This is a genomic window from Streptomyces sp. NPDC017890 (assembly GCF_044328675.1).
Taxonomy (GTDB): domain Bacteria; phylum Actinomycetota; class Actinomycetes; order Streptomycetales; family Streptomycetaceae; genus Streptomyces.
On sequence record NZ_JBIRHU010000014.1, the window covers coordinates 111548 to 136094 of the forward strand.

General features: G+C 72.6%; 22 protein-coding genes. 8 read left to right on the plus strand and 14 right to left on the minus strand.

Going from position 1 to position 24547, the window contains the following annotated elements:
- Window positions 1-6: 6 nt before the first annotated feature.
- From ACH4F2_RS19900 to ACH4F2_RS19915, 4 genes are all read right to left on the minus strand, one after another.
- Window positions 7-435, minus strand: coding sequence for a VOC family protein (locus ACH4F2_RS19900; protein ID WP_398134020.1), 429 nt, complete (start codon window positions 433-435; stop codon window positions 7-9).
- A gap of 284 nt (window positions 436-719) precedes the next feature.
- Complete coding sequence (locus tag ACH4F2_RS19905) at window positions 720-1145, minus strand: PPOX class F420-dependent oxidoreductase (protein ID WP_398134021.1); 426 nt, start codon at window positions 1143-1145, stop codon at window positions 720-722.
- Window positions 1146-1224: 79 nt separating this feature from the next.
- Entirely contained in the window at window positions 1225-2115 is an 891-nt protein-coding gene (locus ACH4F2_RS19910; RefSeq protein ID WP_398134022.1) for an NAD(P)-dependent oxidoreductase, read from the minus strand.
- A gap of 468 nt (window positions 2116-2583) precedes the next feature.
- The gene (locus ACH4F2_RS19915; RefSeq protein ID WP_398134023.1) at window positions 2584-3423 is read right to left on the minus strand and encodes a TIGR02452 family protein; all 840 of its coding nucleotides are present in this window, start codon (window positions 3421-3423) and stop codon (window positions 2584-2586) included.
- Window positions 3424-3710: 287 nt separating this feature from the next.
- On the opposite strand from ACH4F2_RS19915, the gene egtA reads away from it, so the two are divergent.
- From egtA to egtD, 4 genes are read left to right on the plus strand one after another with little or no spacing between them, the layout of a single operon-like run.
- A complete protein-coding gene (gene egtA, locus ACH4F2_RS19920) occupies window positions 3711-5012 on the plus strand; it encodes an ergothioneine biosynthesis glutamate--cysteine ligase EgtA (RefSeq protein ID WP_398134024.1) in 1302 nt (433 codons plus the stop codon).
- Window positions 5009-6364 (plus strand): ergothioneine biosynthesis protein EgtB, encoded by a 1356-nt coding sequence (gene egtB, locus ACH4F2_RS19925; protein ID WP_398134025.1) that lies wholly within the window; start codon window positions 5009-5011, stop codon window positions 6362-6364. The genes egtA and egtB overlap by 4 nt, the downstream gene beginning before the upstream one ends.
- The gene (gene egtC / locus ACH4F2_RS19930; protein ID WP_398134026.1) at window positions 6364-7164 is read left to right on the plus strand and encodes an ergothioneine biosynthesis protein EgtC; all 801 of its coding nucleotides are present in this window, start codon (window positions 6364-6366) and stop codon (window positions 7162-7164) included. The genes egtB and egtC overlap by 1 nt, the downstream gene beginning before the upstream one ends.
- Window positions 7161-8123, plus strand: a complete 963-nt coding sequence (egtD, locus tag ACH4F2_RS19935; protein WP_398134027.1) for an L-histidine N(alpha)-methyltransferase — start codon at window positions 7161-7163, stop codon at window positions 8121-8123. The genes egtC and egtD overlap by 4 nt, the downstream gene beginning before the upstream one ends.
- A gap of 26 nt (window positions 8124-8149) precedes the next feature.
- On the opposite strand, the gene ACH4F2_RS19940 is transcribed toward egtD, so the two are convergent.
- Window positions 8150-9412, minus strand: a complete 1263-nt coding sequence (locus tag ACH4F2_RS19940; RefSeq protein ID WP_398134028.1) for an extracellular solute-binding protein — start codon at window positions 9410-9412, stop codon at window positions 8150-8152.
- Window positions 9413-9693: 281 nt separating this feature from the next.
- Here ACH4F2_RS19940 and ACH4F2_RS19945 point away from each other — a divergent pair, with 281 nt between their 5' ends.
- Window positions 9694-9909, plus strand: coding sequence for a dodecin (locus ACH4F2_RS19945; RefSeq protein ID WP_398134029.1), 216 nt, complete (start codon window positions 9694-9696; stop codon window positions 9907-9909).
- Between the two features lie 97 nt (window positions 9910-10006).
- Here the strand turns inward: ACH4F2_RS19945 and ACH4F2_RS19950 are convergent, their stop codons facing one another.
- Window positions 10007-10498 carry an HAD family acid phosphatase gene (locus tag ACH4F2_RS19950; protein ID WP_398134030.1) on the minus strand — a complete coding sequence of 164 codons (492 nt, stop codon included), beginning with the start codon at window positions 10496-10498 and terminating at the stop codon, window positions 10007-10009.
- A gap of 59 nt (window positions 10499-10557) precedes the next feature.
- Between ACH4F2_RS19950 and ACH4F2_RS19955 the strand changes: the two genes are divergently transcribed.
- Together ACH4F2_RS19955 and ACH4F2_RS19960 are read left to right on the plus strand one after the other, a co-directional pair.
- Window positions 10558-11562 (plus strand): LLM class flavin-dependent oxidoreductase, encoded by a 1005-nt coding sequence (locus ACH4F2_RS19955; protein WP_398134031.1) that lies wholly within the window; start codon window positions 10558-10560, stop codon window positions 11560-11562.
- Window positions 11563-11650: 88 nt separating this feature from the next.
- The gene (locus ACH4F2_RS19960; RefSeq protein ID WP_398134032.1) at window positions 11651-13996 is read left to right on the plus strand and encodes an ATP-binding cassette domain-containing protein; all 2346 of its coding nucleotides are present in this window, start codon (window positions 11651-11653) and stop codon (window positions 13994-13996) included.
- 48 nt (window positions 13997-14044) lie between these two features.
- On the opposite strand, the gene ACH4F2_RS19965 is transcribed toward ACH4F2_RS19960, so the two are convergent.
- The 6 genes from ACH4F2_RS19965 to ACH4F2_RS19990 form a co-directional block, all read right to left on the minus strand.
- The gene (locus tag ACH4F2_RS19965; protein WP_398134033.1) at window positions 14045-14908 is read right to left on the minus strand and encodes a DUF2382 domain-containing protein; all 864 of its coding nucleotides are present in this window, start codon (window positions 14906-14908) and stop codon (window positions 14045-14047) included.
- A gap of 72 nt (window positions 14909-14980) precedes the next feature.
- Window positions 14981-15805, minus strand: coding sequence for a lysophospholipid acyltransferase family protein (locus ACH4F2_RS19970; protein ID WP_398134034.1), 825 nt, complete (start codon window positions 15803-15805; stop codon window positions 14981-14983).
- Window positions 15805-16578, minus strand: a complete 774-nt coding sequence (locus tag ACH4F2_RS19975) for a GNAT family N-acetyltransferase (protein ID WP_398134035.1) — start codon at window positions 16576-16578, stop codon at window positions 15805-15807. The genes ACH4F2_RS19970 and ACH4F2_RS19975 overlap by 1 nt, the downstream gene beginning before the upstream one ends.
- 224 nt (window positions 16579-16802) lie before the next feature.
- Window positions 16803-17552, minus strand: a complete 750-nt coding sequence (locus ACH4F2_RS19980) for a succinate dehydrogenase/fumarate reductase iron-sulfur subunit (RefSeq protein WP_398134036.1) — start codon at window positions 17550-17552, stop codon at window positions 16803-16805.
- The gene (locus ACH4F2_RS19985) at window positions 17549-19498 is read right to left on the minus strand and encodes a fumarate reductase/succinate dehydrogenase flavoprotein subunit (RefSeq protein ID WP_398134037.1); all 1950 of its coding nucleotides are present in this window, start codon (window positions 19496-19498) and stop codon (window positions 17549-17551) included. The genes ACH4F2_RS19980 and ACH4F2_RS19985 overlap by 4 nt, the downstream gene beginning before the upstream one ends.
- A gap of 2 nt (window positions 19499-19500) precedes the next feature.
- Window positions 19501-20172: a succinate dehydrogenase gene (locus ACH4F2_RS19990; protein ID WP_398134102.1), complete on the minus strand. Its 672-nt coding sequence runs from the start codon at window positions 20170-20172 to the stop codon at window positions 19501-19503.
- A gap of 131 nt (window positions 20173-20303) precedes the next feature.
- On the opposite strand from ACH4F2_RS19990, the gene ACH4F2_RS19995 reads away from it, so the two are divergent.
- Window positions 20304-21188 (plus strand): LysR family transcriptional regulator, encoded by an 885-nt coding sequence (locus ACH4F2_RS19995; protein WP_398134038.1) that lies wholly within the window; start codon window positions 20304-20306, stop codon window positions 21186-21188.
- A 260-nt stretch (window positions 21189-21448) separates the two neighbouring features.
- Here ACH4F2_RS19995 and rmdA read toward each other — a convergent pair whose 3' ends face one another.
- Together rmdA and ACH4F2_RS20005 are read right to left on the minus strand one after the other, a co-directional pair.
- On the minus strand, window positions 21449-23596 hold the full coding sequence (gene rmdA / locus ACH4F2_RS20000) for a cyclic Di-GMP phosphodiesterase RmdA (protein WP_398134039.1): 2148 nt from the start codon (window positions 23594-23596) through the stop codon (window positions 21449-21451).
- Complete coding sequence (locus tag ACH4F2_RS20005; protein WP_398134040.1) at window positions 23593-24402, minus strand: SAM-dependent methyltransferase; 810 nt, start codon at window positions 24400-24402, stop codon at window positions 23593-23595. Before ACH4F2_RS20005 ends, rmdA begins: the two co-directional genes overlap by 4 nt.
- Window positions 24403-24547: the final 145 nt, after the last annotated feature.

Consider the following 24547-nt stretch of genomic DNA (forward strand, 5'->3'; position numbering starts at 1 on the left):
GACCCGTCAGCGGGCCCCGGGGACGTCCTCGGTGACGCCGTTCAGCGGCGAGGACGGATCGCTGCCGTAGGGACGGGTGAAGGCCTCCATGCCGTGCCCGGACGGGTCGCTGAAGTACACGCCCCGCCCGCCGTCGTTGCGGTTGATCCGGCGCGGGTGCCGGCCGTGCGGGTCGGCCTGGATGGGGATCCCCTCCTCGACGAGCCGGGCGAGGATCGCGTCGAACTCGCCCTCGGAGACGAGGAACGCGTAGTGCTGCGTCGGGATGTCGATGTCGACGGTGGCGAAATCGAGGGTGACGCCGTTGGCGGTCGTCACGGGCAGGAACATTCCGGCCGGCTCACCGACCTCCAGCCCCAGGATTCCGGCGAGGAAGTGAGCGGACTTCTCCCGGTCCCGGGAGAGAACGATGGTGTGGTTGAACTCGACTGACACGGGTGAATGCCTCCACGGGCATCTCCGCGGCGCCTCCATGCCTCACCCGGACGGTGACCGACACGCGATGCCGCGCCGTGGATCTTAGACGAGGCGGATCGAGCTGTCGATACCCGGCGAATCCCTTGGCACGCGGTGCCGGCCCCGTGCTCGCACGGCGTCATGGTGTCGGTCTTCAACGCCATCGCGCCGGCCCGCGGCAGCGTGTGGGGGCTGCTCGCGGCCACGACCGGACGCACGGGCCGGCCCTCCGCGGTAGCGGACGCGGAGACCGTGGTCGTTCCTCAGGTGGACGCCTGGTCGCTGTCCTTCATGGCGCCCCAGCCGTGCCAGCGCTCGACCTCGACCCAGGCGCTGACCCTGGCACGGATCCGGTCGGGGTACGGGTCGCCCGTGTAGTGCCTGGAGAGGCGGTCGATGCCGGTGAGGTCCTCGTCGTCACGGGTCTCGGTGACGCGGCCGATGAGGGTGACGTGCGTGTACCAGTCGTCGCCCGCGAGGACGGTGAGGGTGACGCGCGGGTCGCGACGCACGTGCCCCAGGCGCACCCGGCCCTCGTCGAAGTTGATCAGGACCCGGCCGTCGTCCTCCCACAGGTACCAGGTGGGTGTGGAGACGGGCGCGCCGTCCGAGCGCAGGGTGGCCATGACGCACGGGTTGGGGCGGCGCAGCAGGTCGACGGCCTCGGGCGGCAGGGGCGGCTTGGACATGGGGACTCCTTTTCACCTTGGTGTGCCGAGACTGCTTCGGCGTTCCGGTTGTTCCGCTCATCCGGTACCCCGGACGAGCTCAGTCGGACGGTGTCTCCTCGAAACTGGCGAAGTAGGCCGCCGCCATGTCCTTGTCGCCGTGTCCCTGCGCGGCGGCGCGCGCCAGGCGTTCGGCGCCGGCGGCGGCTATGTCCAGGCGGACGCCGTTCGCCTCGCCGGCCTCGACGATCAACCGGGCGTCCTTCGCGGCGGTGGTGACCGCGAACTGGGCCGGCGTCAGCGTACCGTCACGGATCAGGCGGGTTTTGGCGCGCAGGTAGCCCATGTCGAGCGGGCCGCCCGCGATGGCGTCGAAGAAGCCGTCCGGGTCCACGCCCAGCGCCTTGGCGAGCGCCAGGAGCTCGCCGGCCGCGTTGGTGGCGGCGAGGACCCAGCTGTTGGCCACCAGCTTCAGCCGTGTGGCGCTGCCGGCCGCGCCGTCCTCGCCGGTCCACACCGTGCGGGAGCCGACGGCGTCGAGGACGGGCGTCACCGTGCCCCGTGCGTGGGACGGGCCGGCGGCCAGGACCAGGAGCTGACCGGCCTCGGCGGGCTCGCGGGTGCCGAGGACGGGGGCGTCGAAGAAGACGAGGTCGTGTTCGTCGGCGAAGGCGGCCAGGTCGGCGACCGCGTCGACACCGGCGGTGGTCGACTGCACCCACATGGTGCCGGGGCGCAGACCGGGAGCGGCCTGCCGCATGACGTCGAGGGCGGCCGGACCGTCGTACAGCATGGTGACAACGACATCGGCGTCCCGCACGGCCTCCTCGGGGCCGGCGGCGACGTGCGCGCCGTCGGCGGCCAGCGGCTCGGCCTTGTCCCGGCTGCGGTTCCAGACGCGGACGGTGTGTCCGGCGCGGGCGAGGTTGCGGGCCATCGCGGCACCCATGATGCCGGTGCCCAGGACGCTCACGGTGAGGTGGTCGGTCATGACGTCGGCGTTCTCCGCTCGTGCAGACGGTGGCCGGGGCGGGTTCCGGTGATCAGCCAGTCGCGGTCGGGGTCGGGAGGCGCGGGCCTCGGTGATCAGCCAGTCGCGGTCAGGGACGGGGCAGGCCTTGGTGATCTCAGCCTGCCACCCGATCGCGGGCGGCGCAGATCGGTCCGTCCGGCCGGGCCCGGTGACCGCCCCGCCGGGGATGGCGTCTGCCCGCTTGGCACCGGCGGCCGCCCCGCCCGCACCGGCGCTCGTGCGCGAGGGGCCCACCGCCGGCACCGGCACCGGCACCGGCCCGGGCGTCGTCCGGGTTCGCGGCCGCCCGCGGGCAGCCGTGCGGGCTGGTGACGCGGCGCCGCCGGGAGGCCTGCCGCACGTGAGCCACGACGCCGGTGGGCGCCGCGAGGCGTACGCCCTGGACCGGAGGTGGCTCGACCTCGTACGGCAGCGGCCGCGGGAGCGCTACGGCCGGAGCCGGCCGGGACGGCCCGCCCCCTCCGGGAAGACTCGTGCGAAGGCCTCCCTGACCGTGCCGCCCGGCGTGCGGTCCAGGATGCCGAACGTCACACGCTCGAAGGCCGTCGCGAACCGTCCGCCGGGCCCGAGCAGCGTCCGGAAGGCGCCCGCGACCTCGGCCGGGTCGTTGCGGAACACCCCGCAGCCCCAGGCGCCGAGTACCAGCCGGCGGTATCCGTGGGCGGCGGCCGTCTCCAGGACCCGCTCGGCACGCGCGGCCAGGGCCGCCGGCAGTTCGGCGGCACGCTCCGGGGCCGAGCGCAGCACCACGCCCGCGTTGGGTGCGGCGGACGTGAGGAAGCCGGCGGTGTACGGCTCGTCCAGGAGCCGGCCGCGGTCGTCGCGGAAGACGGGCACGCCGGGCGAGTGGATGACGCGGTCCGTGTAGAACGGGTCGCGGTGGGCGCGGTGGTGATCGTAGAACTCTCGCCCCCGCAGCAGGCAGGTGTACAGCGCGGAGGCCCGGCACAGGGCCTCTTCCTGGGCCTGTGCGCCGTTGAGGTAGCCACCGCCGGGATTGCGGGCGGAGGCGAAGTTCAGCACGGCGACCTCGCCGCCGAGCCGGCGGGCGGCCTCGAGGCTGCTCTCGCCGGTGACCTCGAAGACCGTTCGCAGCGGAACGGACGCAGCCGGTTCGACGGGTGACGGACCGAACATCCGGGTGCGCTCGCGCGCCTCCTCGACCGCCCCGGCGATCAGTACCTCGCGCCCGTCGGACGCGCGGTAGGACCCCGCCGTCACGATCTGCTCGGTCTGCTGTGCGATGCCACGCAGGCGCGCGCTCATGGCGCCACCCCCGTGGACGCCATGACCGCGCACCGCGCGGTGTCCCCCGTCGTGCTCATGCAGGAATCCTGGGTGATGCTGGTGGTGCGGTGCAACGGAGTTTCCCGGCCCGGGAACGACGGGGAAAGCCCACTGAAACGGACGGGTCACGGAGATTTCCTAGCTGGTACGTCCCGGTATGCACCCTTGTGCGGAGCCGCATGAGGGTCTTGGGTGGGACGAGTGTGCCGACCCGGCCCACCGCTGAAGGGTCGGCGGCATGGATGGAATCTCAGGAGGATCCCGACATGTCCGATGCGGTAAGTGGCTGCACGCGGCCACGCACCACTGTCACCGAGGCCGAGGTCGAGGCGCTGGTCCACGGCATCTGCTTCAAGACCGGCCCACCGAGGCTCCTCGGTGTCGAAGTGGAATGGCTCGTCCACGAGCTGCGCACGCCCCGGCTCCCCGTGTCACCCGAACGGCTGCGAGCCATGTACGCCGCACTGCGGTCCGTGCCCCTCAGGTCGGCGCTGACCGTCGAACCCGGCGGCCAGCTGGAGTTGAGCTCGCTCCCGGCCGCCTCCCTGATGGAGTGCGTCGGTACCGTCTCCGCCGATCTCGACGCCGTCCGCGCGGTCCTGCGCGAGGACGGTCTCACCCTCGTCGGCCTCGGCCACGACCCCTGGCAGGCTCCCCGCCGCTACCTGAGGCAGCCGCGCTACGACGCCATGGAGGCCTGTCTCGACCGCACCGGACCCGCGGGCCGCTTCATGATGTGCGCCTCCGCGTCCGTGCAGGTGTGCGTGGACGCCGGGCACGAGGAACCCGGCCCGCTCGGCCACGTACGCCGCTGGTGGCTGGCCCACCATCTGGGCGCTGTCCTCACGGCCGCGTTCGCCAACTCCCCGCTGGCCGACGGCCGGCCCACCGGCTGGCGGTCCACCCGGCAGCTGCGGTGGACGCAGATCGGCACCGGCCGGGCCGGCGGCCCCCCGCTGGACTCCGACCCGCGCGGCGCGTGGACCCGCCACGTCCTCGAGGCGCCGGTGATGTGCGTACGCCGGGACGGCGGTCCGTGGGACGTACCGGAGGGTCTGACCTTCCGGGAATGGACCCGGAGCCGGGCGTCGCGGCCACCGACCCGGGAGGATCTCGACTACCACCTCACCACGCTCTTCCCTCCGGTCCGGCCGCGCGGCCACCTGGAGCTGCGCATGATCGACGCGCAGCCCGGCGACGACGGCTGGATGGTGCCGCTCGCCGTGACGGCTGCCCTGTTCGACGACCCGGAGGCCACCGAGACCGCCTACCGGGCCGTGAAGCCGCTCGCCGAGCGCACGCTCGGCCTGCCCGCTCCGCACAACCCGCTGTACCGGGACGCGGCCCGCGACGGCCTCACCGACCCGGAGCTGCGCGAGGCGGCCGTCGTGTGTTTCACGGCGGCGCTCGCCGCCCTGCCCCGGCTGGGAGCCACCGCCGCGGTGACGGACGCCGTCGCGGCGCACCTGGAGCGCTACGCCCTCAGAGGCCGCTGCCCCGCCGACGACCTGCTGGACACGCCGGACGGCGCGAGCCGTGGCCCGCACGGGAGGGAGACCCGCCCATGACCGACCCCGCCATGGACACCGCCACCGAGACCACCGACGGGACGGCCGTCGACGCCGACACCCTGCGTGAGCGGGCCCTGGCCACGCTCGTCACGGCCCGCGACCGGACCACGCTGCTGACCAGTTGCGTCGAGGGCCCCGATCTGATCTCCCAGGTGTCGCCGCTGATGTCCCCGCTGGTGTGGGACCTGGCGCACATCGGCAACCAGGAGGAGCAGTGGCTGCTGCGCGCCGTCGCCGGGCAGGAGGCGATACGACCCGAGATGGACAGCCTCTACGACGCCTTCGAGCATCCGCGCTCCGAACGGCCCAAGCTGCCGCTGCTGTCGCCCGCCGAGGCCCGCCGGTACGCGGCCGACGTGCGCGGACGGGCACTGGACGTGCTGGAGAGCACCGCGTTCCACGGGACGCGGCTGACGGAGGCGGGTTTCGCCTTCGGGATGATCGCCCAGCACGAGCAGCAGCACGACGAGACCATGCTGATCACCCATCAGCTCCGCAGGGGCCCGCAGGCCCTGTCCGCCCCGGACCCGGACCCCGTGCCGCTGTTCACGGGCCCGGCGGAGGTCCTGGTGCCCGGTGGCCCGTTCACGATGGGCACGTCGACCGAGCCGTGGGCCCTGGACAACGAACGCCCCGCGCACCGGCGGGAGGTGGCGCCGTTCTTCATCGACACCACGCCGGTGACCAACGGCGCGTACCGGGCGTTCATCGACGACGGCGGCTACGACGACCCGCGCTGGTGGACTCCCGAGGGCTGGGACCACATCCGCCGGCACTCCGTGACCGCCCCGCTGTTCTGGCGCCGGGACGGCGGGCAGTGGCTGCGGCGGCGTTTCGGCGTGACCGAGGTGGTGCCGGCCGACGAGCCGGTGGTGCACGTGTGCTGGTACGAGGCGGACGCCTGGGCCCGGTGGGCCGGGCGGCGGCTGCCCACCGAGGCCGAGTGGGAGAAGGCGGCCAGGTACGACCCGGCCGGCGACCGCTCGGCCCGCTATCCGTGGGGCGACGCCGATCCGGGCCCGGCCCACGCCAACCTCGGCCAGCGGCACCTGCGCCCGGCGCCGGCGGGCAGCTACCCGGCCGGTGAGTCGCCGCTCGGGGTGAGGCAGTTGATCGGCGATGTCTGGGAGTGGACCTCGAGCGACTTCGCCCCGTACCCGGGCTTCAGGGCGTTCCCGTACAGGGAGTACTCGGAGGTGTTCTTCGGGCCCGAGTACAAGGTGCTGCGCGGTGGTTCGTTCGCCGTGGACGCGGTGGCCTGCCGGGGCACGTTCCGCAACTGGGACTATCCGATCCGGCGGCAGATCTTCTCCGGGTTCCGCACCGCCCGGACCCCGGAGGCCTGCTGATGTGCCGTCACCTTGCCTACGTGGGCCCCGAGGAGCCACTCGGCAGGCTCCTCGTGGCTCCGCCGCACGGTCTGTACCGGCAGTCCTGGGCGCCCAGGCGCCAGCGCCACGGCACGGTCAACGCCGACGGTTTCGGCGTCGGCTGGTACGCCGGGGGCGACCCGGTGCCGGCGCGGTACCGCCGGGCCGGGCCCATCTGGGCGGACCAGTCCTTCACCGACCTGGCCCGGGTGGTGCGGACCGGCGCGCTGCTCGCCGCCGTGCGGGACGCGACGCTGTCGGGCGCGGACGCGGAGGCCGCGGCGGCGCCGTTCGCCGCGGGCACCTGGCTGTTCAGCCACAACGGTGCCGTCGCGGGCTGGCCCGGCTCGCTGGCCCGTGTGGCGGGAACCCTGCCGCCCGAGGACCTGCTGTCGCTGGAGGCGCGCAACGACTCGGCACTCGTGTGGGCGCTGGTCCTCGGCCGGCTGCGCGCCGGGGACGACGAGGGCCGGGCGCTCGCCGAGACGGTGCTGGAGGTCGCCGCGGCGGCCCCCGCCTCCCGGCTCAACCTGCTGCTCACCAGCGGCGCCGCCATCACCGCCACCGCCTGGGGCGACACCCTGTGGTACCTGACCCGCCCGGGGGGTGGCACGGTCGTCGCCTCGGAGCCGTACGACGACGACCCGCACTGGCGGGAGGTCCCCGACCGCACCCTGCTCGCGGCGAGCCGCACGGACGTGCTGCTCACTCCGCTCAAGGACCCGGGCGACACCGCCCTCGCAGACGCTTTCGTCTCTCCGAAGGAGCCCCCTACGTGAGCCCGTTCCGCCTCACCCGCACGCTGCCCGAGGACGCCACGGGCGCCGCCCTGCGCGCCGACGTCCTGGCGGGCCTGACGAGCACGCCCAAGTGGCTGCCGCCCAAGTGGTTCTACGACGCGCGGGGCAGCGAGCTGTTCGAGGAGATCACCGCGCTGCCCGAGTACTACCCGACCCGGGCCGAGCGGGAGATCCTCGTCGACCAGGCCGGGGAGATCGCCGCGGCGAGCGGCGCCCGCACCCTGGTGGAGCTGGGTTCCGGTTCTTCGGAGAAGACGCGGTTCCTGCTCGACGCGCTGACCGGCCTGCGCGGCTACGTGCCGGTCGACGTCAGCGAGAGCGCCCTCACCCAGGCCGGTCAGGCGCTCGTCGCCGAGCGTCCGGACCTCCAGGTGCACGCGCTGATCGCCGACTTCACCGGAGGGCTGACACTGCCCGGGACGCCGGGCCCCCGGCTGGTGGCGTTCCTCGGCGGCACGATCGGCAACCTGATGCCCGGCGAGCGCGCCGCGTTCCTGGCCACCGTCCGCTCCCTGCTCTCCCCCGGCGACGCTCTGCTGCTGGGCACGGACCTGGTCAAGGACGAGCGGACGCTGGTCCGTGCGTACGACGACGCGGCCGGGGTGACGGCCGCGTTCAACAGGAACGTGCTGTCCGTCGTCAACAGGGAGCTGGACGCCGACTTCGCGCCCGCGGCCTTCGAGCACGTGGCGCTGTGGAACGCCGAACGCGAGTGGATCGAGATGCGGCTGCGCTCACGTACCGCGCAGACGGTCAAGATCCAGGCGCTCGACCTGGCCGTGGACTTCGCGGACGGGGAGGAACTGCGTACCGAGGTGTCCGCGAAGTTCCGGCAGGAGGGCGTGCGGGCCGAACTGGCCGCGGCGGGGCTGGAGCTGGCCCATTGGTGGACGGACGGCGAGGACCGTTTCGCGCTGTCGCTGAGCGTGGCGCGCTGAGCGGGCCGGGCTGACACCGCAGCGCGTCAGCGCGCGTCGAGGTCCAGCAGTTCGGTGACGCGGTCGGAGGCCTTGCGGGCCTCCGACTCCGCGTCGCCCCCGGTGAGCACCTTCGTCATGTACGCCTTGATCGGATTGTCCGCCTCGACCGCGCCCCATCGGGGCGTGCCGGGGGTCGCCCGGCCCTGCGCGGCGCCGGCCGCCATGGCGGCGACTCCCTCCTCGTCCGCGACGGCCTTGGCGAGCGACTTCTTGTTCGGAACGTAGTTCATGGTCCGGGCCAGATCGGTGTTCCACTTGGTGCCCACGAGCGCCTCGACCACGGCGAGGGCTCCGTCGTGTTCGTCGGTGTTCTTCGGTACGACGAGGTCGGAGCCGCCGGTGAAGACGGCGCCGGGCTTGCCGGCGGTCTTGCCGGGCACCGGGAAGAAGCCCAGTTTCCCCTTGAGTTCGGGGTTCTCGCGCACGATGGACTGGGCGAGCCCCGGCACCGCGACGATCTGCGCGACCCGCCCCTGGGCGAACACGCCGGCCTGCGGCGGGTGTTCCTCGTCGGCGTCCAGCGGGCCGTCGCCGAGGGCCTGCAGCTCGCGGTAGAAGTCCATGCCCCGCAGGGCGGCCTCGGAGTCCAGGGCGCCCGACCAGGTACCCCCCGCCTCGGTGGCCAACTCGCCGCCCTCGTCCCAGATGAAGCCGGAGAGCGTGTACCAGTCCTGTCCGGCCAGGTAGATGCCCTGGTCGCCGCCCGAGTCGAGCTTCTCGGTGGCGGTGAGCCACTCCTCACGGGTGCGGGGCGGCCCGGTGATGCCGGCCTGCTCGAACAGGTCCTTGCGGTAGATGACCACGCGGTTGGCGGCGTACCAGGGAATGCCGTACTGCTGGGACATCCACTTCCCCGGTTCGGCGAGGCCCGGCAGCCAGTCTCGGATGCCCCAGTCCCGCATCGACTCCAGCGTCAGATCCATCAGCCGGCCGCCCTCCGCGTACTGCGGAACCTGGGTGTTGCCGACCTCGATCACGTCGGGCCCGTCCGTGCCGTCGGCCTTCAGCGCGGTCTGCACCTTGTCGCCGATCCCGGTCCACTTCTGGATCCGGATGTCCAGGTCGAGGCCGGTGTTCTCCCGCTCGAACTCCTCGGTGAACCGCTGCAGGAAGTCCTGCGAGGCGCTGTCCTTCATCAGCCACACGGTGACGGTGCGCCGCTCACTCCCGCCGTCCTGCGACATCAGGCCGCAGCCGGTGAGCAGGGAGGCGGACACACAGACAAGGGCGAGTGGGCGACGTCTCACAGGGGGTCCTTCTGTCTGACGGACAGGGGCGGTGGCGGACAGGGGTGTCCTGCGCACGCGAAGGGAGACCCGACGTGGGGGGACGAGCCCGAGGCTCGAACGGGTGTCTGGGATTTTGGTATGGACCAATGCGGAGGTCAAGGGGGTTGCGGGCGGTTGCCCTGCCGGACCCCCGACACCTCGCGCCCCGTCGCGGCTTGGGGCACGGTGGAGTGACGCACGACACACGACGTACGGCACGTGCCACAGGCCACCGCCGCGCCGCGGAAGGGAGCACCCGCATGTCGAACCACACCTACCGGGTCACGGAGATCGTCGGCACCTCGCCCGACGGCGTGGACCAGGCGATCCGCAACGGCATCAACCGCGCCTCGCAGACCTTTCGCAAGCTGGACTGGTTCGAGGTGACCCAGGTGCGCGGTCAGATCGAGGAAGGGGAGGTCGCGCACTGGCAGGTCGGCCTGAAGCTCGGCTTCCGTCTGGAGGAGTCGGACTGACGGCCCCGGGCGTTCTCCGCCCGGCTCCCGGCAGGCTCCCGGCAGGCCCGGGGCCGCCGCGGTGAGCCCGTGTGCGGCCCCGGGCCGGCCGGGACGGTCAGGTGCGGCCCTCGCGCTCCTGCGCCACCCGCAGCTCGGCCGACCGCGCCGCCCAGCGCGCCCGGACGACGGTGAATCCGGCGCGTTCGGCGTCGTCGCACACCAGCTCGTCGTCGTCCACGAGGACCCGGACCTCGCGGGTCCGGGCGAGCCGCCGAAGGATCTCCAGCTTGGTGCTCCGGGCGGGCCGGCGGTCGGCGTTGCCCCGCATGTGCACGGGCCCCTCGGGCAGGCCGTGCGCGGCGAGCCAGTCGAGCGTGTCGCGCCGGCAGCGCTCGGGCCGCCCGGTCAGATACACGATCTCGCAGCCCTCGGCGCTCTCCCGCAGCAGCGCGATGCCCTCCGTGAGCGGCGGGTCGTGCGGCGCGGCGGCGAAGAAGGCGTCCCAGTCGCGCGGCCGGCGCTCGAGGAACCGCTGCCGGTGCGCGGTGTCGGCGAGGGTGTTGTCCAGGTCGAACACGGCCACCGGGGGCTTCTTGCTGTCGGTCACCCGCCCACCCTAGAGCGCCGTGCCGGGAATCCTCGCGCCGCCCGGACGTTGAACAGCGTGTGAGCTCAGTGATCCCGACCGTCCGCTTCTCCGTCCTCGACCGCTCGCGCATCCGCGAGGGCCACCCCGGCGCACAGGCGCTGCGCGACACCGTGGAACTGGCGCGGGAGGCCGAGCGCCTCGGCTACCACCGGTTCTGGGTGGCCGAGCACCACGGCGTGCCCGGAGTGGCCGGCTCTGCGCCGACCGTGCTGGCCGCCGCCGTCGCCGGTGCCACGCGGAGCATCCGGGTCGGCACCGGCGGTGTGATGCTGCCCAACCACCGGCCGCTGGTCGTCGCCGAGCAGTTCGGCGTGCTGGAGTCGCTCTTTCCCGGCCGGATCGACATGGGACTCGGCCGCTCGGTGGGCTTCACCGACGGCGTACGCAAGGCACTGGGCCGGGACAAGGACGACGCGGACGACTTCGACGCCCAGCTGGCCGAGCTGCTCGGCTGGTTCCGCGGCACCTCCCCCACGGGGGTGCGCGCCCGCCCCGCGGAGGGGCTGACCGTGCCGCCGTTCGTGCTGGCCATGGGCGAGGGCGCGGCCGTCGCCGCCCGGGCGGGACTGCCGATGGTCATCGGGGACCTGCGCGACCGCGACCGGATGCGCCGCGGCATCGACCGCTACCGCGCCGGGTTCCGCCCCTCCGAGTGGAGCCGGGAGCCGTACGTCGTCGTCTCCGGCACGATCGCCGTGGCCGGCACCCCCGAGGCGGCCCGACGCCTCCTGGTGCCGGAGGCCTGGTCGATGGCCCACGCCCGCACCCGGGGTTCCTTCCCGCCCCTGCCGCCGGCCGAGGAGGTCGAGGCCCGGACGATGACCGCCAAGGAGCGCGACCTGTACGACGCCGGTCTCGCCGGCCACATCGCCGGCACCGAGGAACAGGTCGCCGACGAGCTGGAGTCGCTCCTCGAGGACACGGGTGCCCAGGAGGTCCTGGTGACCACGAGTACGTACGACCGCGAGGCCCTGCTGGACTCCTACCGGCGGCTCGCCCGCATCACCGGCGCGGGCACGTGAGCCGATCCGGCGTAGAATCGCGGGGTTTGTCCCACCGCCCCGCCGGCCGTCGTCGGCCGTCGCCGAAGACCGTACGGAGTTCCCCGCGATGCACAGCCCCCACGACCCGTACGTCCGGGTGCGCGACGCCCGTGAGCACAACCTCAGGGGCGTGGACGTGGACGTCCCCCGGGACGTGGTGGCCGTGTTCACCGGTGTGTCGGGGTCGGGGAAGTCGTCGCTCGCGTTCGGCACGGTCTACGCGGAGGCGCAGCGGCGCTACTTCGAGTCGGTCGCGCCGTACGCCCGCCGGCTGATCCACCAGGTCGGCGCCCCGAAGGTCGGCGAGATCACCGGGCTGCCGCCCGCCGTGTCGCTGCAGCAGCGCCGCGCGGCGCCCACGTCCCGTTCGTCGGTCGGCACGGTCACCAACCTGTCCAACTCCCTGCGGATGCTGTTCTCCCGCGCCGGTGACTACCCGCCGGACGCCCCGCGGCTCGACTCCGACGCCTTCTCGCCCAACACGGCGGCCGGGGCGTGTCCGGAGTGCCACGGGCTCGGCCGGGTGCACCGTACGACCGAGGAGCTCCTGGTACCCGATCCGTCGCTCTCCGTCCGGGACGGCGCGATCGCCGCGTGGCCGGGTGCCTGGCAGGGCAAGAACCTGCGGGACGTCCTCGACGCGCTCGGGTACGACGTGGACCGGCCGTGGCGCGAGCTGCCCGCCGGGCAGCGGGAGTGGATCCTGTTCACGGACGAGCAGCCGGTGGTCACGGTGCACCCCGTGCGGGACGCGGGCCGCATCCAGCGGCCGTACCAGGGCACGTACATGAGCGCCCGCCGGTATGTGATGAAGACGTTCTCGGACTCGAAGAGCGCCACGCTGCGGGCGAAGGCGGAGCGCTTCCTCACCAGCGCGCCCTGCCCGGTCTGCGGTGGCGGCAGGCTGCGGCCCCAGGCCCTGGCGGTGACCGTCGGCGGCCGTACCATCGCCGAGCTGGCCGCGCTGCCGCTCACGGAACTCGTGGAAGTCCTGCCGACGGGCGGTGCGACGGCCCGGGTGCTCACCGCGGACCTCACCGCCCGCATCGCGCCCGTCGTCGAGCTGGGGCTCGGCTATCTGAGCCTCGACCGTGCGACGCCCACCCTGTCGGCGGGCGAGCTGCAGCGGCTGCGGCTGGCGACACAACTGCGCTCCGGACTGTTCGGCGTCGTGTACGTCCTGGACGAACCGTCCGCGGGACTGCACCCGGCGGACACCGAGGCGCTGCTGACGGTGCTGGAGCGGCTGAAGGCGGCCGGCAACTCGGTGTTCGTGGTGGAGCACCACCTCGGTGTGATGCGCGGCGCCGACTGGATCGTGGACGTCGGTCCGCGGGCGGGCGAGCACGGCGGGCGGGTGCTGTACAGCGGCCCGGTGGCCGGTCTGGCCGGTGTCGGGGAGTCCGCGACCGCCCGCCACCTCTTCGACCGCTCCCCCGCGCCCGTCCGTGCGGTCCGGACCCCGCGGGGCACGGTGACGGTCGGTCCGGTCGACCGGCACAATCTGCGCGGGGTGACCGCCGAGTTCCCGCTCGGCGTCCTGACGGCGGTGACGGGCGTGTCGGGCTCCGGGAAGTCGACACTCATCGGCGAGATCACCCAGGACCTGCCGGGGGTGGGCCGGCTGGTCTCCGTCGACCAACGGCCGATCGGACGCACCCCGCGCTCCAACCTGGCCACGTACACGGGCCTCTTCGACGTCGTGCGCAAGGTCTTCGCGGCCACCGACGAGGCGCGCGGGAGGGGTTACGGTGCCGGCCGCTTCTCCTTCAACGTGCCGGGGGGACGCTGCGAGACCTGTCAGGGCGAGGGGTTCGTCGGCGTCGAGCTGCTGTTCCTGCCGAGTACGTACGCGCCGTGCCCGGACTGCGGCGGGGCCCGCTACAACCCCGGGACGCTCGAAGTGGCGTACCGGGGGCGGAACATCGCCGAGGTGCTGGACCTGACGGTGGAGGGCGCCGCGGACTTCTTCGCGGACACGCCGGCGGTGGCGCGCAGCCTGGCCGCGCTGCTCGACGTCGGGCTGGGCTACCTGCGGCTCGGCCAGCCGGCGACCGAACTGTCCGGCGGGGAGGCGCAGCGCATCAAGCTGGCGAGCGAGCTGCAGCGGGGGCGCCGCGGCCACACCCTGTATCTCCTCGACGAGCCGACGACGGGTCTGCACCCGGCCGATGTCGAGGTGCTGATGCGCCAGTTGCACGGACTGGTCGACGCCGGGCACACGGTGGTCGCCGTCGAGCACGACATGGCCGTGGTGGCGGGCGCCGACCGGGTGATCGACCTGGGGCCGGGCGGCGGTGAGGCGGGCGGCCGGATCGTCGCCGCGGGGCCGCCGGCCGAGGTGGCGCGCGCGAGCGGGAGCGCCACCGCACCCTATCTGGCCGAGGCCCTGCACGGGGGAGCACGCCGGTGAAGGCGCTTCACCGGCGCACCCCCTCGCAGCGGTGACCGCCGGGGACGGCTACGTGCGGCCCCGTCGGACGTCGTCGTCGTCGGTGGTGGCCTCGGTTTCGGCCTCGATCCGCTCCTTGCGGACCTGGCCGCGTACCGTCTCGTTCTCGGTGCGCTCCTCCGTGGTCATCCGGACACGCTCCACCGGCACGGTCTCCGTGTCGACGACGGGGCGTTCCTCGTGCAGCGTGACCTCGTGCTCGTCCTCGCTGATCTCCGGTCCGGAGAGCGCCTGGTCACGGTTGGCGTCCGTGATCGGCTCGCGCTCCACCCGCACTTCCTCGTGACTCACCGGAACGGTCTGCTGGACCTCCTCGGTGACCACGTACTTGCGCAGCCTGGCCCGGCCGGACTCGCGCCGTTCGACGCCCACGTGCATCTGCTCCTCGGAGCGGGTCATGGCGTCGTCGCGCATGCCCGTCCGGTCCGAGGTGTCCTGGTAGCCGGCCGTACCGGCCGTACCGGCAGTTCCCGCGGCTCCCCCGGCTTGCGCGGTGCCCGCGCCCGCGGCCCACCGGCCGTCGTCGGTCCGCTCGGCCTCGGAGAGCACGCTGTCCCAGTTGATGCCGTAGTAGTCGTAGAGCCGGTGCTCCTCGGTCTCCGACAGATGACCGCCCGCGTCGACGTCGACATTGGGCGCGTCCTTGACCTGGTCCTTGCGGTAGGGGACCTCGAGGTGGTCCTGCACCAGCGCGGCGTCACGGATGGGCACGAAGGACTCGTTGGAGCCGAACATGCCCGTCTTGACGCTCACCCATTCGGGGCGCCCCGTCATGTCGTCGAAGAAGACGTGCTTGGCGTCGCCGATCTTGTTGCCGTCACCGTCGTAGACCGGATGGTCCAGGACGTTGGCGATCTCTTCACGGGTGATCATCTGGCATCACCCTCCTTCCGGAGTGCCTGCCTTCCGATTGTCCGTATCAGCAGTACGGAAACGGCACATACATCACAAAGCGCACATACTTTTCGAAGGTGCTTTCCCCTGGGCGGCGTGGGCGAGCGAGCGCCGGTCGGGGTGCCGGCCCGGCCCGATGACCGGCCCCACCTCCACCTCCGCGCTCAGCCCGCGCGCCGAAACCACCCGCCACAGGGAGGCGAACAAGGTGTCCTCGCCGACGAACGCGGGCGCCGTGCTCACCGCCCGCTCCCCGGTCCGGTACCGGATGCGGACCGGCTGGACCGGCACCGCGGCGTCCAGGGCGGCCTGGAAGACGGCACTGCGGAAACGCCCCTGGGCTCGGCCGCACCAGGTGCTGCCCTCGGGGAAGGCGCCGACCGCGGAGCCCGCGCGCAGGGCCCCCGCGATCGCGGCGACCGTGTCCGGCAGGGCACGCAGCCGGTCCCGTTCGATGAACAGCACGCCCGCGCGTGCGGCGAGCGGGCCCGCCACCGGCCAGCGCCGGATGTCGCTCTTGGCCAGCATCCTGGCGGGACGGACGGCGGCGAGCAGAGGGACGTCGAGCCAGGAGACGTGGTTGGCGACGAGGAGCAGCCCGCCCTCGGGCGGGGCGGCGGCGCCCGTGACGCGGACCCGGACGCCGGCGGCCCGCACGATCCACCGGCACCAGTGCCGCACCAGAACCGCAGGGACCCGTCCACGCGAGCGGGGGCGTCCCCGGCCGAGCGGCGTCAGCACGACCGCGATCGCGGCGAGCAGCAGCACGGCGACCGCGGTGAGCCGCAGCACGGCGAGCGGTACGGCCGCCGCGGCCCGGGACTGCTCCACGCACGCCCCGGGGGTGCAGGGCGCGGCGGGCAGCCAGGCGCTCATCAGGCGGCCGGGACGAGCGAGAGGAAGTGCCGCAGGTAGCGCGGGTCGACGCGGCTCATCGGCAGCAGCACGTACAGGTCGGCGACGCCGAAGTCCACGTCGTGCGCGGGTTCCCCGCAGACCCAGGCACCGAGGCGGAGATAACCGCGCAGCAGGGCCGGCAGTTCGGTACGGGCCGTCGGGCCTGTCTCGCGCGGGCTCCACGGCAGCAGCGGCCGTACCCGGTACTCCTCGGGCGCCAGGTGCCGGGCCCGCACCCGGTCCCAGGTGCCGGCGGCGAGGGCGCCGCCGTCGGTGAGCGGGATCGAGCAGCAGCCCGCCAGCCACTCGTGGCCCTGGCCGGTCATGTAGCGGGCTATACCGGCCCAGATGAGCCCGATGACGGCGCCGTCGCGGTGGTCGGGGTGCACGCAGGAACGGCCGACCTCGACCAGACCGGGCCGGATCGCGTCCAGCGCCGTGAGGTCGAACTCGCTCTCCGCGTACAGCCGCCCGGCGACGGCCGCGCGCTCCGGCGGCAGCAGCCGATAGGTGCCGACGACCTGTCCGGTCGTTTCCTCCCGCACCAGCAGGTGGTCGCAGTAGGCGTCGAAGGGATCGACGTCGTACCCGGGCTGCGGGCTCGTCAGCAGCGCGCCCATCTCCCCGGCGAAGACGTCGTGCCGCAGCCGCTGCGCGGCCCGCACGTCCTCCTCGTCACGGGCGAGGGCGACGGTGTAGCGGCGGGGTGCGGCAGGCTTCGGGGGGCGGTCTGCGGTCAGTACGCCGGGCATGGCACTCTCCAGGTCACGGGCCGGGGCGGCGACGGCGGACCGACGGTGTACGGTCCGCCGCCCCTGTTCTTCCGCTGCCGGTTGGCCGGTGCGTGACCTGGGCCGGGAGAGTGGATGTGGGGCTGTTGAATGCCAGGGGCGAGAAAGCGAGACGGGGCCGGGAGGAGCACCTCTCCCGGCCCCGTCCGTCCGCACCTCTCGGCGAACGTTCGGTGGGGCCGGCGCTAGCGTCCGGCCACCTTGCGCGTGGCCCGCAGCCACTCCTTGTTCATGCTGGTGATGGACACGAGCGGGATGCCCTTCGGGCACGCCGTGGCACATTCGCCGGCGAGGGTGCAGCCGCCGAAGCCCTCGTCGTCCATCTGCGCCACCATGTCCAGCACGCGGGTCTCGCGCTCGGGCGCGCCCTGCGGCAGGACATTCAGGTGGTTGACCTTCGCGGACGTGAACAGCATCGCCGCCCCGTTCGGGCAGGCCGCGACGCACGCTCCGCAGCCGATGCACTCGGCGTGCTCGAAGGCGAAGTCGGCGTCCGGCTTCGGCACCGGGGCGGCGTGGGCCTCCGGTGCGGCACCGGTCGGCGCGGTGATGTAGCCACCGGCCTGGATGATGCGGTCGAAGGCGGAACGGTCGACGACCAGGTCCTTCACGACCGGGAAGGCGGATGCCCGCCAGGGCTCGATGTCGATGGTGTCGCCGTCCTGGAAGGACCGCATGTGCAACTGGCAGGTGGTGGTGCGCTCGGGGCCGTGGGCGTCGCCGTTGATGACCAGTGAGCAGGCGCCGCAGATGCCCTCGCGGCAGTCGTGGTCGAAGGCGACGGGGTCCTCGCCCTTGAGGATGAGCTCCTCGTTGAGGGTGTCGAGCATCTCCAGGAAGGACATGTCGCGGGAGATGCCGTCCACCTCGTACGTGGACATGGCGCCGTCGGCGTCGGCGTTCTTCTGCCGCCAGACGCGCAGGGTGAGCTTCATGCGTAGCTCCGCTGAGTGGGGTGGACGTACTCGAAGACCAGGTCTTCCTTGTGCAGGGCCGGGGCCTCGCCCGTGCCCGTGAACTCCCAGGCGGCGGCGTACCCGAACTCGTCGTCCCTGCGGGCCGCCTCGCCGTCCGGGGTCTGGGACTCCTCGCGGAAGTGGCCGCCGCAGGACTCGGCCCGGTGCAGCGCGTCGAGGCACATGAGCTCGGCGAGTTCCAGGTAGTCGACGATGCGGTTGGCCTTCTCCAGGGACTGGTTGAACTCCTCGCCGGTGCCGGGGACCTTGATGCGCCGCCAGAACTCCTCGCGGATCTGCGGGATGCGCTCCAGGGCCTTGCGCAGGCCGGTGTCGGTACGGGCCATGCCGCAGAACTCCCACATCAGCTCGCCGAGTTCGCGGTGGAAGGAGTCCGGGGTGCGGTCGCCGTCGACGGACAGGAGCAGGCCCAGCCGGTCCTCGGTCTCGGCGAGCACCTCCTGCACCACCGGGTGGCTGTCGTCGACCTCGTCCTTGTGCGGGTTGCGGGCGAGGTAGTCGTTGATGGTGGCCGGCAGGACGAAGTAGCCGTCGGCCAGGCCCTGCATCAGCGCAGAGGCGCCGAGCCGGTTGGCGCCGTGGTCGGAGAAGTTGGCCTCGCCGACGGCGAACAGGCCGGGGACGGTGGTCTGGAGGTCGTAGTCGACCCACAGTCCGCCCATCGTGTAGTGCACGGCGGGGTAGATCCGCATCGGCACCTTGTACGGGTCCTCGTCGGTGATCCGCTGGTACATGTCGAAGAGGTTGCCGTACTTGGCCTCGACGGCCTTGCGGCCCATCCGCTTGATCGCGTCGGCGAAGTCCAGGTACACGCCCTGGCCGCCGGGGCCGACGCCCCTGCCCTCGTCGCAGACGTTCTTCGCGGCGCGGGAGGCGATGTCACGGGGCACCAGGTTGCCGAAGGACGGGTAGATGCGCTCCAGGTAGTAGTCGCGCTCGTCCTCCGGGATCTTGTTGGCCGGGCGGTCGTCGCCCTTGGCCTTCGGCACCCAGATCCGGCCGTCGTTGCGCAGCGACTCGCTCATGAGCGTCAGCTTGGACTGGTGGTCACCGGTGCGCGGGATGCAGGTGGGGTGGATCTGCGTGAAGCAGGGGTTGGCGAAGTACGCGCCGCGCCGGTGCGCCCGCCACACGGCGGTGGCGTTGGAGTTCATGGCGTTGGTCGACAGGTAGAAGACGTTTCCGTAGCCGCCGCTCGCCAGGACCACGGCGTCCGCGAAGTACGTGTCGATCTTTCCGGTGATCAGGTCCCGGGCGACGATGCCGCGCGCCCGGCCGTCGACGACGATCAGGTCGAGCATCTCGGTGCGCGGGTGCATCTCGATGTTGCCGGCCGCGACCTGCCTCGACAGTGCCTGGTAGGCGCCGAGCAGCAGCTGCTGACCCGTCTGGCCGCGTGCGTAGAAGGTACGGGAGACCTGTACGCCGCCGAAGGAACGGGTGTCGAGGAGACCGCCGTACTCGCGGGCGAACGGCACGCCCTGGGCCACGCACTGGTCGATGATCTCGACCGAGATCTGGGCGAGCCGGTGCACGTTGGACTCGCGGGAGCGGAAGTCGCCGCCCTTGACCGTGTCGTAGAACAGCCGGTGGATCGAGTCGCCGTCGTTGCGGTAGTTCTTCGCGGCGTTGATCCCGCCCTGCGCGGCGATGGAGTGGGCGCGGCGCGGGGAGTCCTGGTAGCAGAACTGGACGACGCGGTAGCCCTGTTCGGCGAGGGTCGCGCCGGCGGAGCCGCCCGCGAGGCCGGTGCCGACGACGATGACGGTCTTCCCCCGCCGGTTGGCGGGGTTGACCAGCTTCGCCTCGAATCGGCGCGTGTCCCAGCGCTCGTTGACGGGCCCGGCGGGGGCCTTCGTGTCGGCGACCGGCTCTCCGGTCGTGTAGTCGGCGTAGGAAGTCATGGTCAGCTCACCACTCCGGTCATGACACCCACGGGCACGGCGACGAAGCCGACCGTGAGCAGCAGCGCGAGGACGTTCGCGATGGTCTTCAGGGCTCGGTCGCGGGTGCGGCTGCCGGCGCCCAGGGTCTGGGCGGCGCTCCAGAAGCCGTGCCGGACGTGCATGCCGACGGCGAGCACCGCGACGATGTAGATGACGTTGCCGTACCAGGTGGAGAAGGTGTCCACGACGTTCTGGTAGGGCTTCCCCGTCTCGAAGCCGCCGGAGTGCACGGTGCCGGTGGTCAGGTCCAGGATGTGCCAGACGATGAACAGGGCCAGGATGATCCCGCCCCAGCGCATGGTGCGCGTCGCGTAACTGGCCCGCTTCTTCTTGTGCACGTACTTGCTGGGCCGCGCCTTGATGTCGCGGCGGCTGAGCTGGTACGCGGACACGGCGTGGGCGACGACGGCGAGGACCAGCACCACGCGGACCAGCCAGAGCGTCCACTCGTAGTGCATGAACGGCTCGCCGACCGTACGCAGCCAGTGGGCGTAGTGGTTGAACTCGCTCGTCCCGAAGAAGATCTTCAGGTTCCCGATCATGTGGGCGACCAGGTAGAGCAGCATGACGAGACCGCTGACCGCCATCACTGTCTTCTTGCCGACGGTCGAGTCCCACACGGTGCGCGCCATGGACGGCCGTCGGTCCGTCCGCGTTGCCAGAGCCATGGCACAGGACGCTACGGGGCCGAAGGCCTATCGGTCCAAGACATGGAAAACCTGGTTTCCATAGGTACTGGCTATCAAGGTCGTACGCTGGGAGTATGCAGCTCCAACAGCTCCAGTACTTCGTTGCGGTCGCCGAGACCCGGCACTTCACCCGGGCCGCCGAGGTGGTCCACGTTGCGCAGCCGTCACTGTCGCAGCAGATCAAGGCGCTGGAGCGGGAGCTGGGCGCCGACCTCTTCCTGCGGGCGCGCGGGAACATCACCCTCACCGACGCCGGGGAGGCACTGCTGCCCCTGGCCCGGCGCATCCTGGCCGACGCGGACACCGCCCGGCACGAGGTACTGGAGCTGGTGCAGCTGCGCCGCGGCCGGGTCCGGCTGGGCGCCACCCCGAGCCTGTGCACCGGCCTGCTCCCCGATGTGCTGCGCGCCTTCCACGACCGCTACCCCGGAATCCGGCTGCTGATCGAGGAGGGCGGCTCGCACGACCTGGTGCGCGAGCTGGCGCGCGGTGCGCTCGACCTCGCCCTGGTCGTTCTGCCGCTGCCCACCGCCTCACCGGCACTGACCACGGTGGAGCTCCTGCGGGAGGATCTGGTGGTGGTGTCCTCTCCGGAGTCGCCCCGGCCGGGCGGCGGGCGCCGGGCCGTACGCATCGCCGACCTGGAGGGCGAGCGCCTGGTGATGTTCCGGCACGGCTACGACCTGCGGGAGCTGACCGTGGCCGCGTGCCGTGCCGAGGGCTTCGAGCCGGACTTCGCGGTGGAGGGCGGGGAGATGGACGCGGTGCTGGGCTTCGTGCGGGCCGGGCTGGGCATGGCGGTCGTACCCCGGATGGTGGCCGCCCGCTCCGGGCATGGGCTACGGGTGACGCCGCTGGCCCGTCCCGGCCTGAACCGCACGATCGCCCTGGCCCATCGCAGCGACGTGGCCCCGCCGAGGGCGGCGCGGGAGTTGCAGCGGATGCTGCTGGAGCGGTGACGGGAGCGCGCGGCAGAGGAGCTCCACCGGACCGTACGGATCGCCCGCGCCGCCCCCGTGTCTGCCCGCCCGCCCCTGCCGACGCACCACAACATCGGCATCGGCATCGGCGGAAGAGACGTCACCGACTTCGCCAAGATCGCCACCCGTGTCGAGGAAGCGGAGCCGAGCCGGGTGGAGAGCGCCATCGCCGCCCCCAGGGCCGCGATGGCGGCGACTCCCGCCGTGCAGCAGGCGCCGTCAGGGGCCCGGGCGGGCCCTTACAGGCCCGCCGCGTCCACCAGGGCCAGTTCGTGCAGGCGGTCCGGTGGGCCCGGGCGCGCGTAGTACCAGCCCTGGGCCGTGTCGCAGCCGAGTATGCGCAGTTGATCGGCCTGGGCGCCGGTCTCCACGCCCTCCACCGTGACCGTGAGGTCCAGGCTGTGGGCCAGGGCGACGATGCCCTCCACGATCTTCAGGTCGACCGGGTCCGCCGGGAACCGCTGCATGCTCTGGGTGAAGGAACGGTCCAGCTTGAGGACGCTCACCGGCAGGCGGCGGAGGTTGGCGAGGTTGGAGTAGCCGGTGCCGAAGTCGTCCAGGGCGATGTCGACGCCCATCTCGGCGAGCCGGCGCAGCGGCTTCAGCAGGTCGTCGTCGGCGCCGATGAGCGCCGACTCCGTCACCTCCAGGCAGAGCGCGTCGGGCGCGACGCCGGTCCGCTCCAGGATGTCGACGGTGTCCTGGACCAGACCGGGGTGGGTGAGCTGGCAGGGCGAGAGGTTGACGTTGATCCGCAGCGGGCCCGCGGCGGTCGTCTCTCCGTACCGCTCCCGCCAGGCGCGGGCCTGCCGCACGGACTGCTCCAGCACCCAGCGGCCCAGCGGCACGATCAGCCCCGTGTGCTCGGCGAGCGGGATGAACCGGTCCGGGCCGAGCACCCCGTGCTGCGGATGCAGCCAGCGCACCAGGGCCTCGGCGCCGCGTACGCTGCCGTCGCCGAGGTGCACCAGCGGCTGGTACTCGATGAAGAACTCGCCCCGTTCCAGGGCCGCGGGCAGCGCGGTGGTCAGGCCGTGCCGGGTGATGACGCGGGCGTCGGCCTCCGGGTCGGCGAGCTCGAAACGGTTGCCGCCCGCCGATTTGGCCCGGTACATGGTGATGTCTGCGCTGCGCAGCACCTCCGCCGGGCTGCGTTCGCCCGCCGGACCCTCGACGATGCCGATGCTGCCGCGCACGGTCAGTTCGCGGCCGTCGATGCTGATGGGGGCGAGGAGCGCGTTCATGATGCGCCCGGCCAGCTCGTCGGCCTCGTGCCGGGTGTCCGGACCGGTGGTCAGCGCGACGAACTCGTCGCCGCCGAGCCGGGCCACCATCTCGCCGGGCGCGGTGGCGCAGGCCTGCAGGCGGTCGGCGACCTCCACCAGCAGCCGGTCCCCGGCCGCGTGGCCGAGGCTGTCGTTGACGGTCTTGAAGCCGTCGAGGTCGAGGTAGCACAGGCCGAAGCGCTGGCCCGGCCCCGCGCTCAGGGCCTTCTCCAGGCGTTCGAAGAAGAAGCTGCGGTTGGGCAGGCCGGTGAGCGCGTCGTGCGTGGCCTCGTAGCGCAGCCGCAGATTGAGCAGCCGGCGCTCGGTGGTGTCCTCCATCAGCGCGAGCTGGTACTGCGGGGTGCCGTCGGCGTCGCGCAGCAGGGAGACGGTCAGATTGGTCCACAGGACCGTTCCGTCGGGCCGGTAGAAGGCCTTCTCCACGTGGTAATGCTCGCGCTCGCCGCGCACCAGCTCGTCGTAGAGCCGCCAGATCTGCGGCGCGTCGTCGGGGTGCGTCCACTCCGTGGCCCTGCGCCCGCCCAGGGTCGGACCGGCGATGCCGAACATGCGCATCAGCGCCCCGTTGACCTGGAGGACGTTGCCCTCCAGGTCGGCGATGCCGATGCCTATGGCCGCGCCCTCGAACACGGCGCGGAAGCGGGCCTCGCTCGCGTGCAGGGCCTCGGCCACCACCCCCTGTGCCTTCAGGGCGGCCTGCGCGATGGCCTCCTGTTCGGCCAGGGTCCGTGCGCGCAGCGCCCCGGCGAAACCGGCCGCCATGGCGTGCTGGAGCCGCGCCGAGCGGGCCCGCAGGTCCTCGGGGTCGCCGTCCTCGCCGCAGTAGAGCACGAGGTAGGCGTCGACGCAGTCCAGCGTCCGGGCCAGCGCCTCGGGGTCGGTGCAGTGCGAGTCGACGAGCGCCGCGCCGACCGCCCTGGCCTCCTCGGCGTCGAGGCTCCGCGCCCGCAGCACCTCGCTCAGCCGGCGGGCCAGTGGTAGCAGCTCTTCCTCGAACTCCGGCCGGGTCGACGACGTCGAGGTCACCGGGAACACCGCCCGGCTCCAGATCGTCGCGAACCGGCGCAGTCTGTCCTCCGGCCCGTCCGGCTCCGCGATCACGCCGCACGCCCCACGCCGGCGAACCCCGAGAACGCGTAGGGGTCCTCGTCCTCCGGCGACCCCTCGGGCCGCCAGCGCGGCATCGGGACCAGTCCGGGTTCCACCATGTCGTACCCCTCGAAGAACCGCGCGATCTCGTCGCGCGAACGCATGATCAGCGGATTGCGGATGTCCTTGTACACGTCCACCGCGCCCCCGGCCCGCTCGGCGGGCAGTGGAATCCCCTCGTACGAGGCGTGCGTGAGGACCAGCAGGCTGCCGGGCGCGAGCGCGTCGCTCAGCTCGGCCACCGCCGTGTACGGGTCGTCCGCGTCTTCCACGAAGTGCAGTATGGCAACCAACAGCAGGGCCACCGGCCGATTCAGGTCGATCAGCCGCTCCACCTGGGGACTGGAGAGGATCTCGTGCGGCTTGAGGAGGTCGGCGGCCACGACGTCCGCGTCGTCGTGGCCCGCCAGGACGGCCTCGCTGTGGGCGACCGCCACCGGGTCGTGGTCGACGTACACGACGCGGGCACCGGGGCGGCGCCCGGCCACCTCGTGGACGTTGCCGAAGGTGGGGATGCCGGAACCGATGTCGAGGAACTGGTCGATGCCCTCGGCGGCCGCGAAGCGCACGGCGCGGCGCATGAACGCCCGGTTCGCCTGCATGATCTTGGGAAGTCCCGGCATGAACTCCATGGCCCTGCGGGCCGCTTCCCGGTCGACCTCGAAGTTGTGCGAACCGCCCAGGTAGAAGTCGTAGATCCGGGACACGCTGGGCACCGAGATGTCGATGCTGCGGGGGGCCCAGGCGGGACGCTCCATCTAGCTCTCCAAGGCATAGGCGATCCGGTGTTCGAGGTGAGGCTACTGATCACCCGCCAAAGGGGCGAGCCCAACCGGAAATTGACCGTCCGTTCCCGGTCACTGCCCGGGGCACGTGCCGCGCGACAAGGCATACCGAAGCGCG

What these genes read in the sequence shown, in the direction of transcription:
- ACH4F2_RS19905 (WP_398134021.1), bottom strand. Translation starts at nt 1,145, where the DNA reads ATGTCCAAGCCGCCCCTGCCGCCCGAGGCCGTCGACCTGCTGCGCCGC.
- ACH4F2_RS19910 (WP_398134022.1), bottom strand. Translation starts at nt 2,115, where the DNA reads ATGACCGACCACCTCACCGTGAGCGTCCTGGGCACCGGCATCATGGGT.
- ACH4F2_RS19915 (WP_398134023.1), bottom strand. Translation starts at nt 3,423, where the DNA reads ATGAGCGCGCGCCTGCGTGGCATCGCACAGCAGACCGAGCAGATCGTG.
- egtA (WP_398134024.1), top strand. Translation starts at nt 3,711, where the DNA reads ATGTCCGATGCGGTAAGTGGCTGCACGCGGCCACGCACCACTGTCACC.
- egtB (WP_398134025.1), top strand. Translation starts at nt 5,009, where the DNA reads ATGACCGACCCCGCCATGGACACCGCCACCGAGACCACCGACGGGACG.
- egtC (WP_398134026.1), top strand. Translation starts at nt 6,364, where the DNA reads ATGTGCCGTCACCTTGCCTACGTGGGCCCCGAGGAGCCACTCGGCAGG.
- ACH4F2_RS19945 (WP_398134029.1), top strand. Translation starts at nt 9,694, where the DNA reads ATGTCGAACCACACCTACCGGGTCACGGAGATCGTCGGCACCTCGCCC.
- ACH4F2_RS19960 (WP_398134032.1), top strand. Translation starts at nt 11,651, where the DNA reads ATGCACAGCCCCCACGACCCGTACGTCCGGGTGCGCGACGCCCGTGAG.
- ACH4F2_RS19965 (WP_398134033.1), bottom strand. Translation starts at nt 14,908, where the DNA reads ATGATCACCCGTGAAGAGATCGCCAACGTCCTGGACCATCCGGTCTAC.
- ACH4F2_RS19970 (WP_398134034.1), bottom strand. Translation starts at nt 15,805, where the DNA reads ATGAGCGCCTGGCTGCCCGCCGCGCCCTGCACCCCCGGGGCGTGCGTG.
- ACH4F2_RS19975 (WP_398134035.1), bottom strand. Translation starts at nt 16,578, where the DNA reads ATGCCCGGCGTACTGACCGCAGACCGCCCCCCGAAGCCTGCCGCACCC.
- ACH4F2_RS19980 (WP_398134036.1), bottom strand. Translation starts at nt 17,552, where the DNA reads ATGAAGCTCACCCTGCGCGTCTGGCGGCAGAAGAACGCCGACGCCGAC.
- ACH4F2_RS19985 (WP_398134037.1), bottom strand. Translation starts at nt 19,498, where the DNA reads ATGACTTCCTACGCCGACTACACGACCGGAGAGCCGGTCGCCGACACG.
- ACH4F2_RS19990 (WP_398134102.1), bottom strand. Translation starts at nt 20,172, where the DNA reads ATGGCGCGCACCGTGTGGGACTCGACCGTCGGCAAGAAGACAGTGATG.
- ACH4F2_RS19995 (WP_398134038.1), top strand. Translation starts at nt 20,304, where the DNA reads ATGCAGCTCCAACAGCTCCAGTACTTCGTTGCGGTCGCCGAGACCCGG.
- ACH4F2_RS20005 (WP_398134040.1), bottom strand. Translation starts at nt 24,402, where the DNA reads ATGGAGCGTCCCGCCTGGGCCCCCCGCAGCATCGACATCTCGGTGCCC.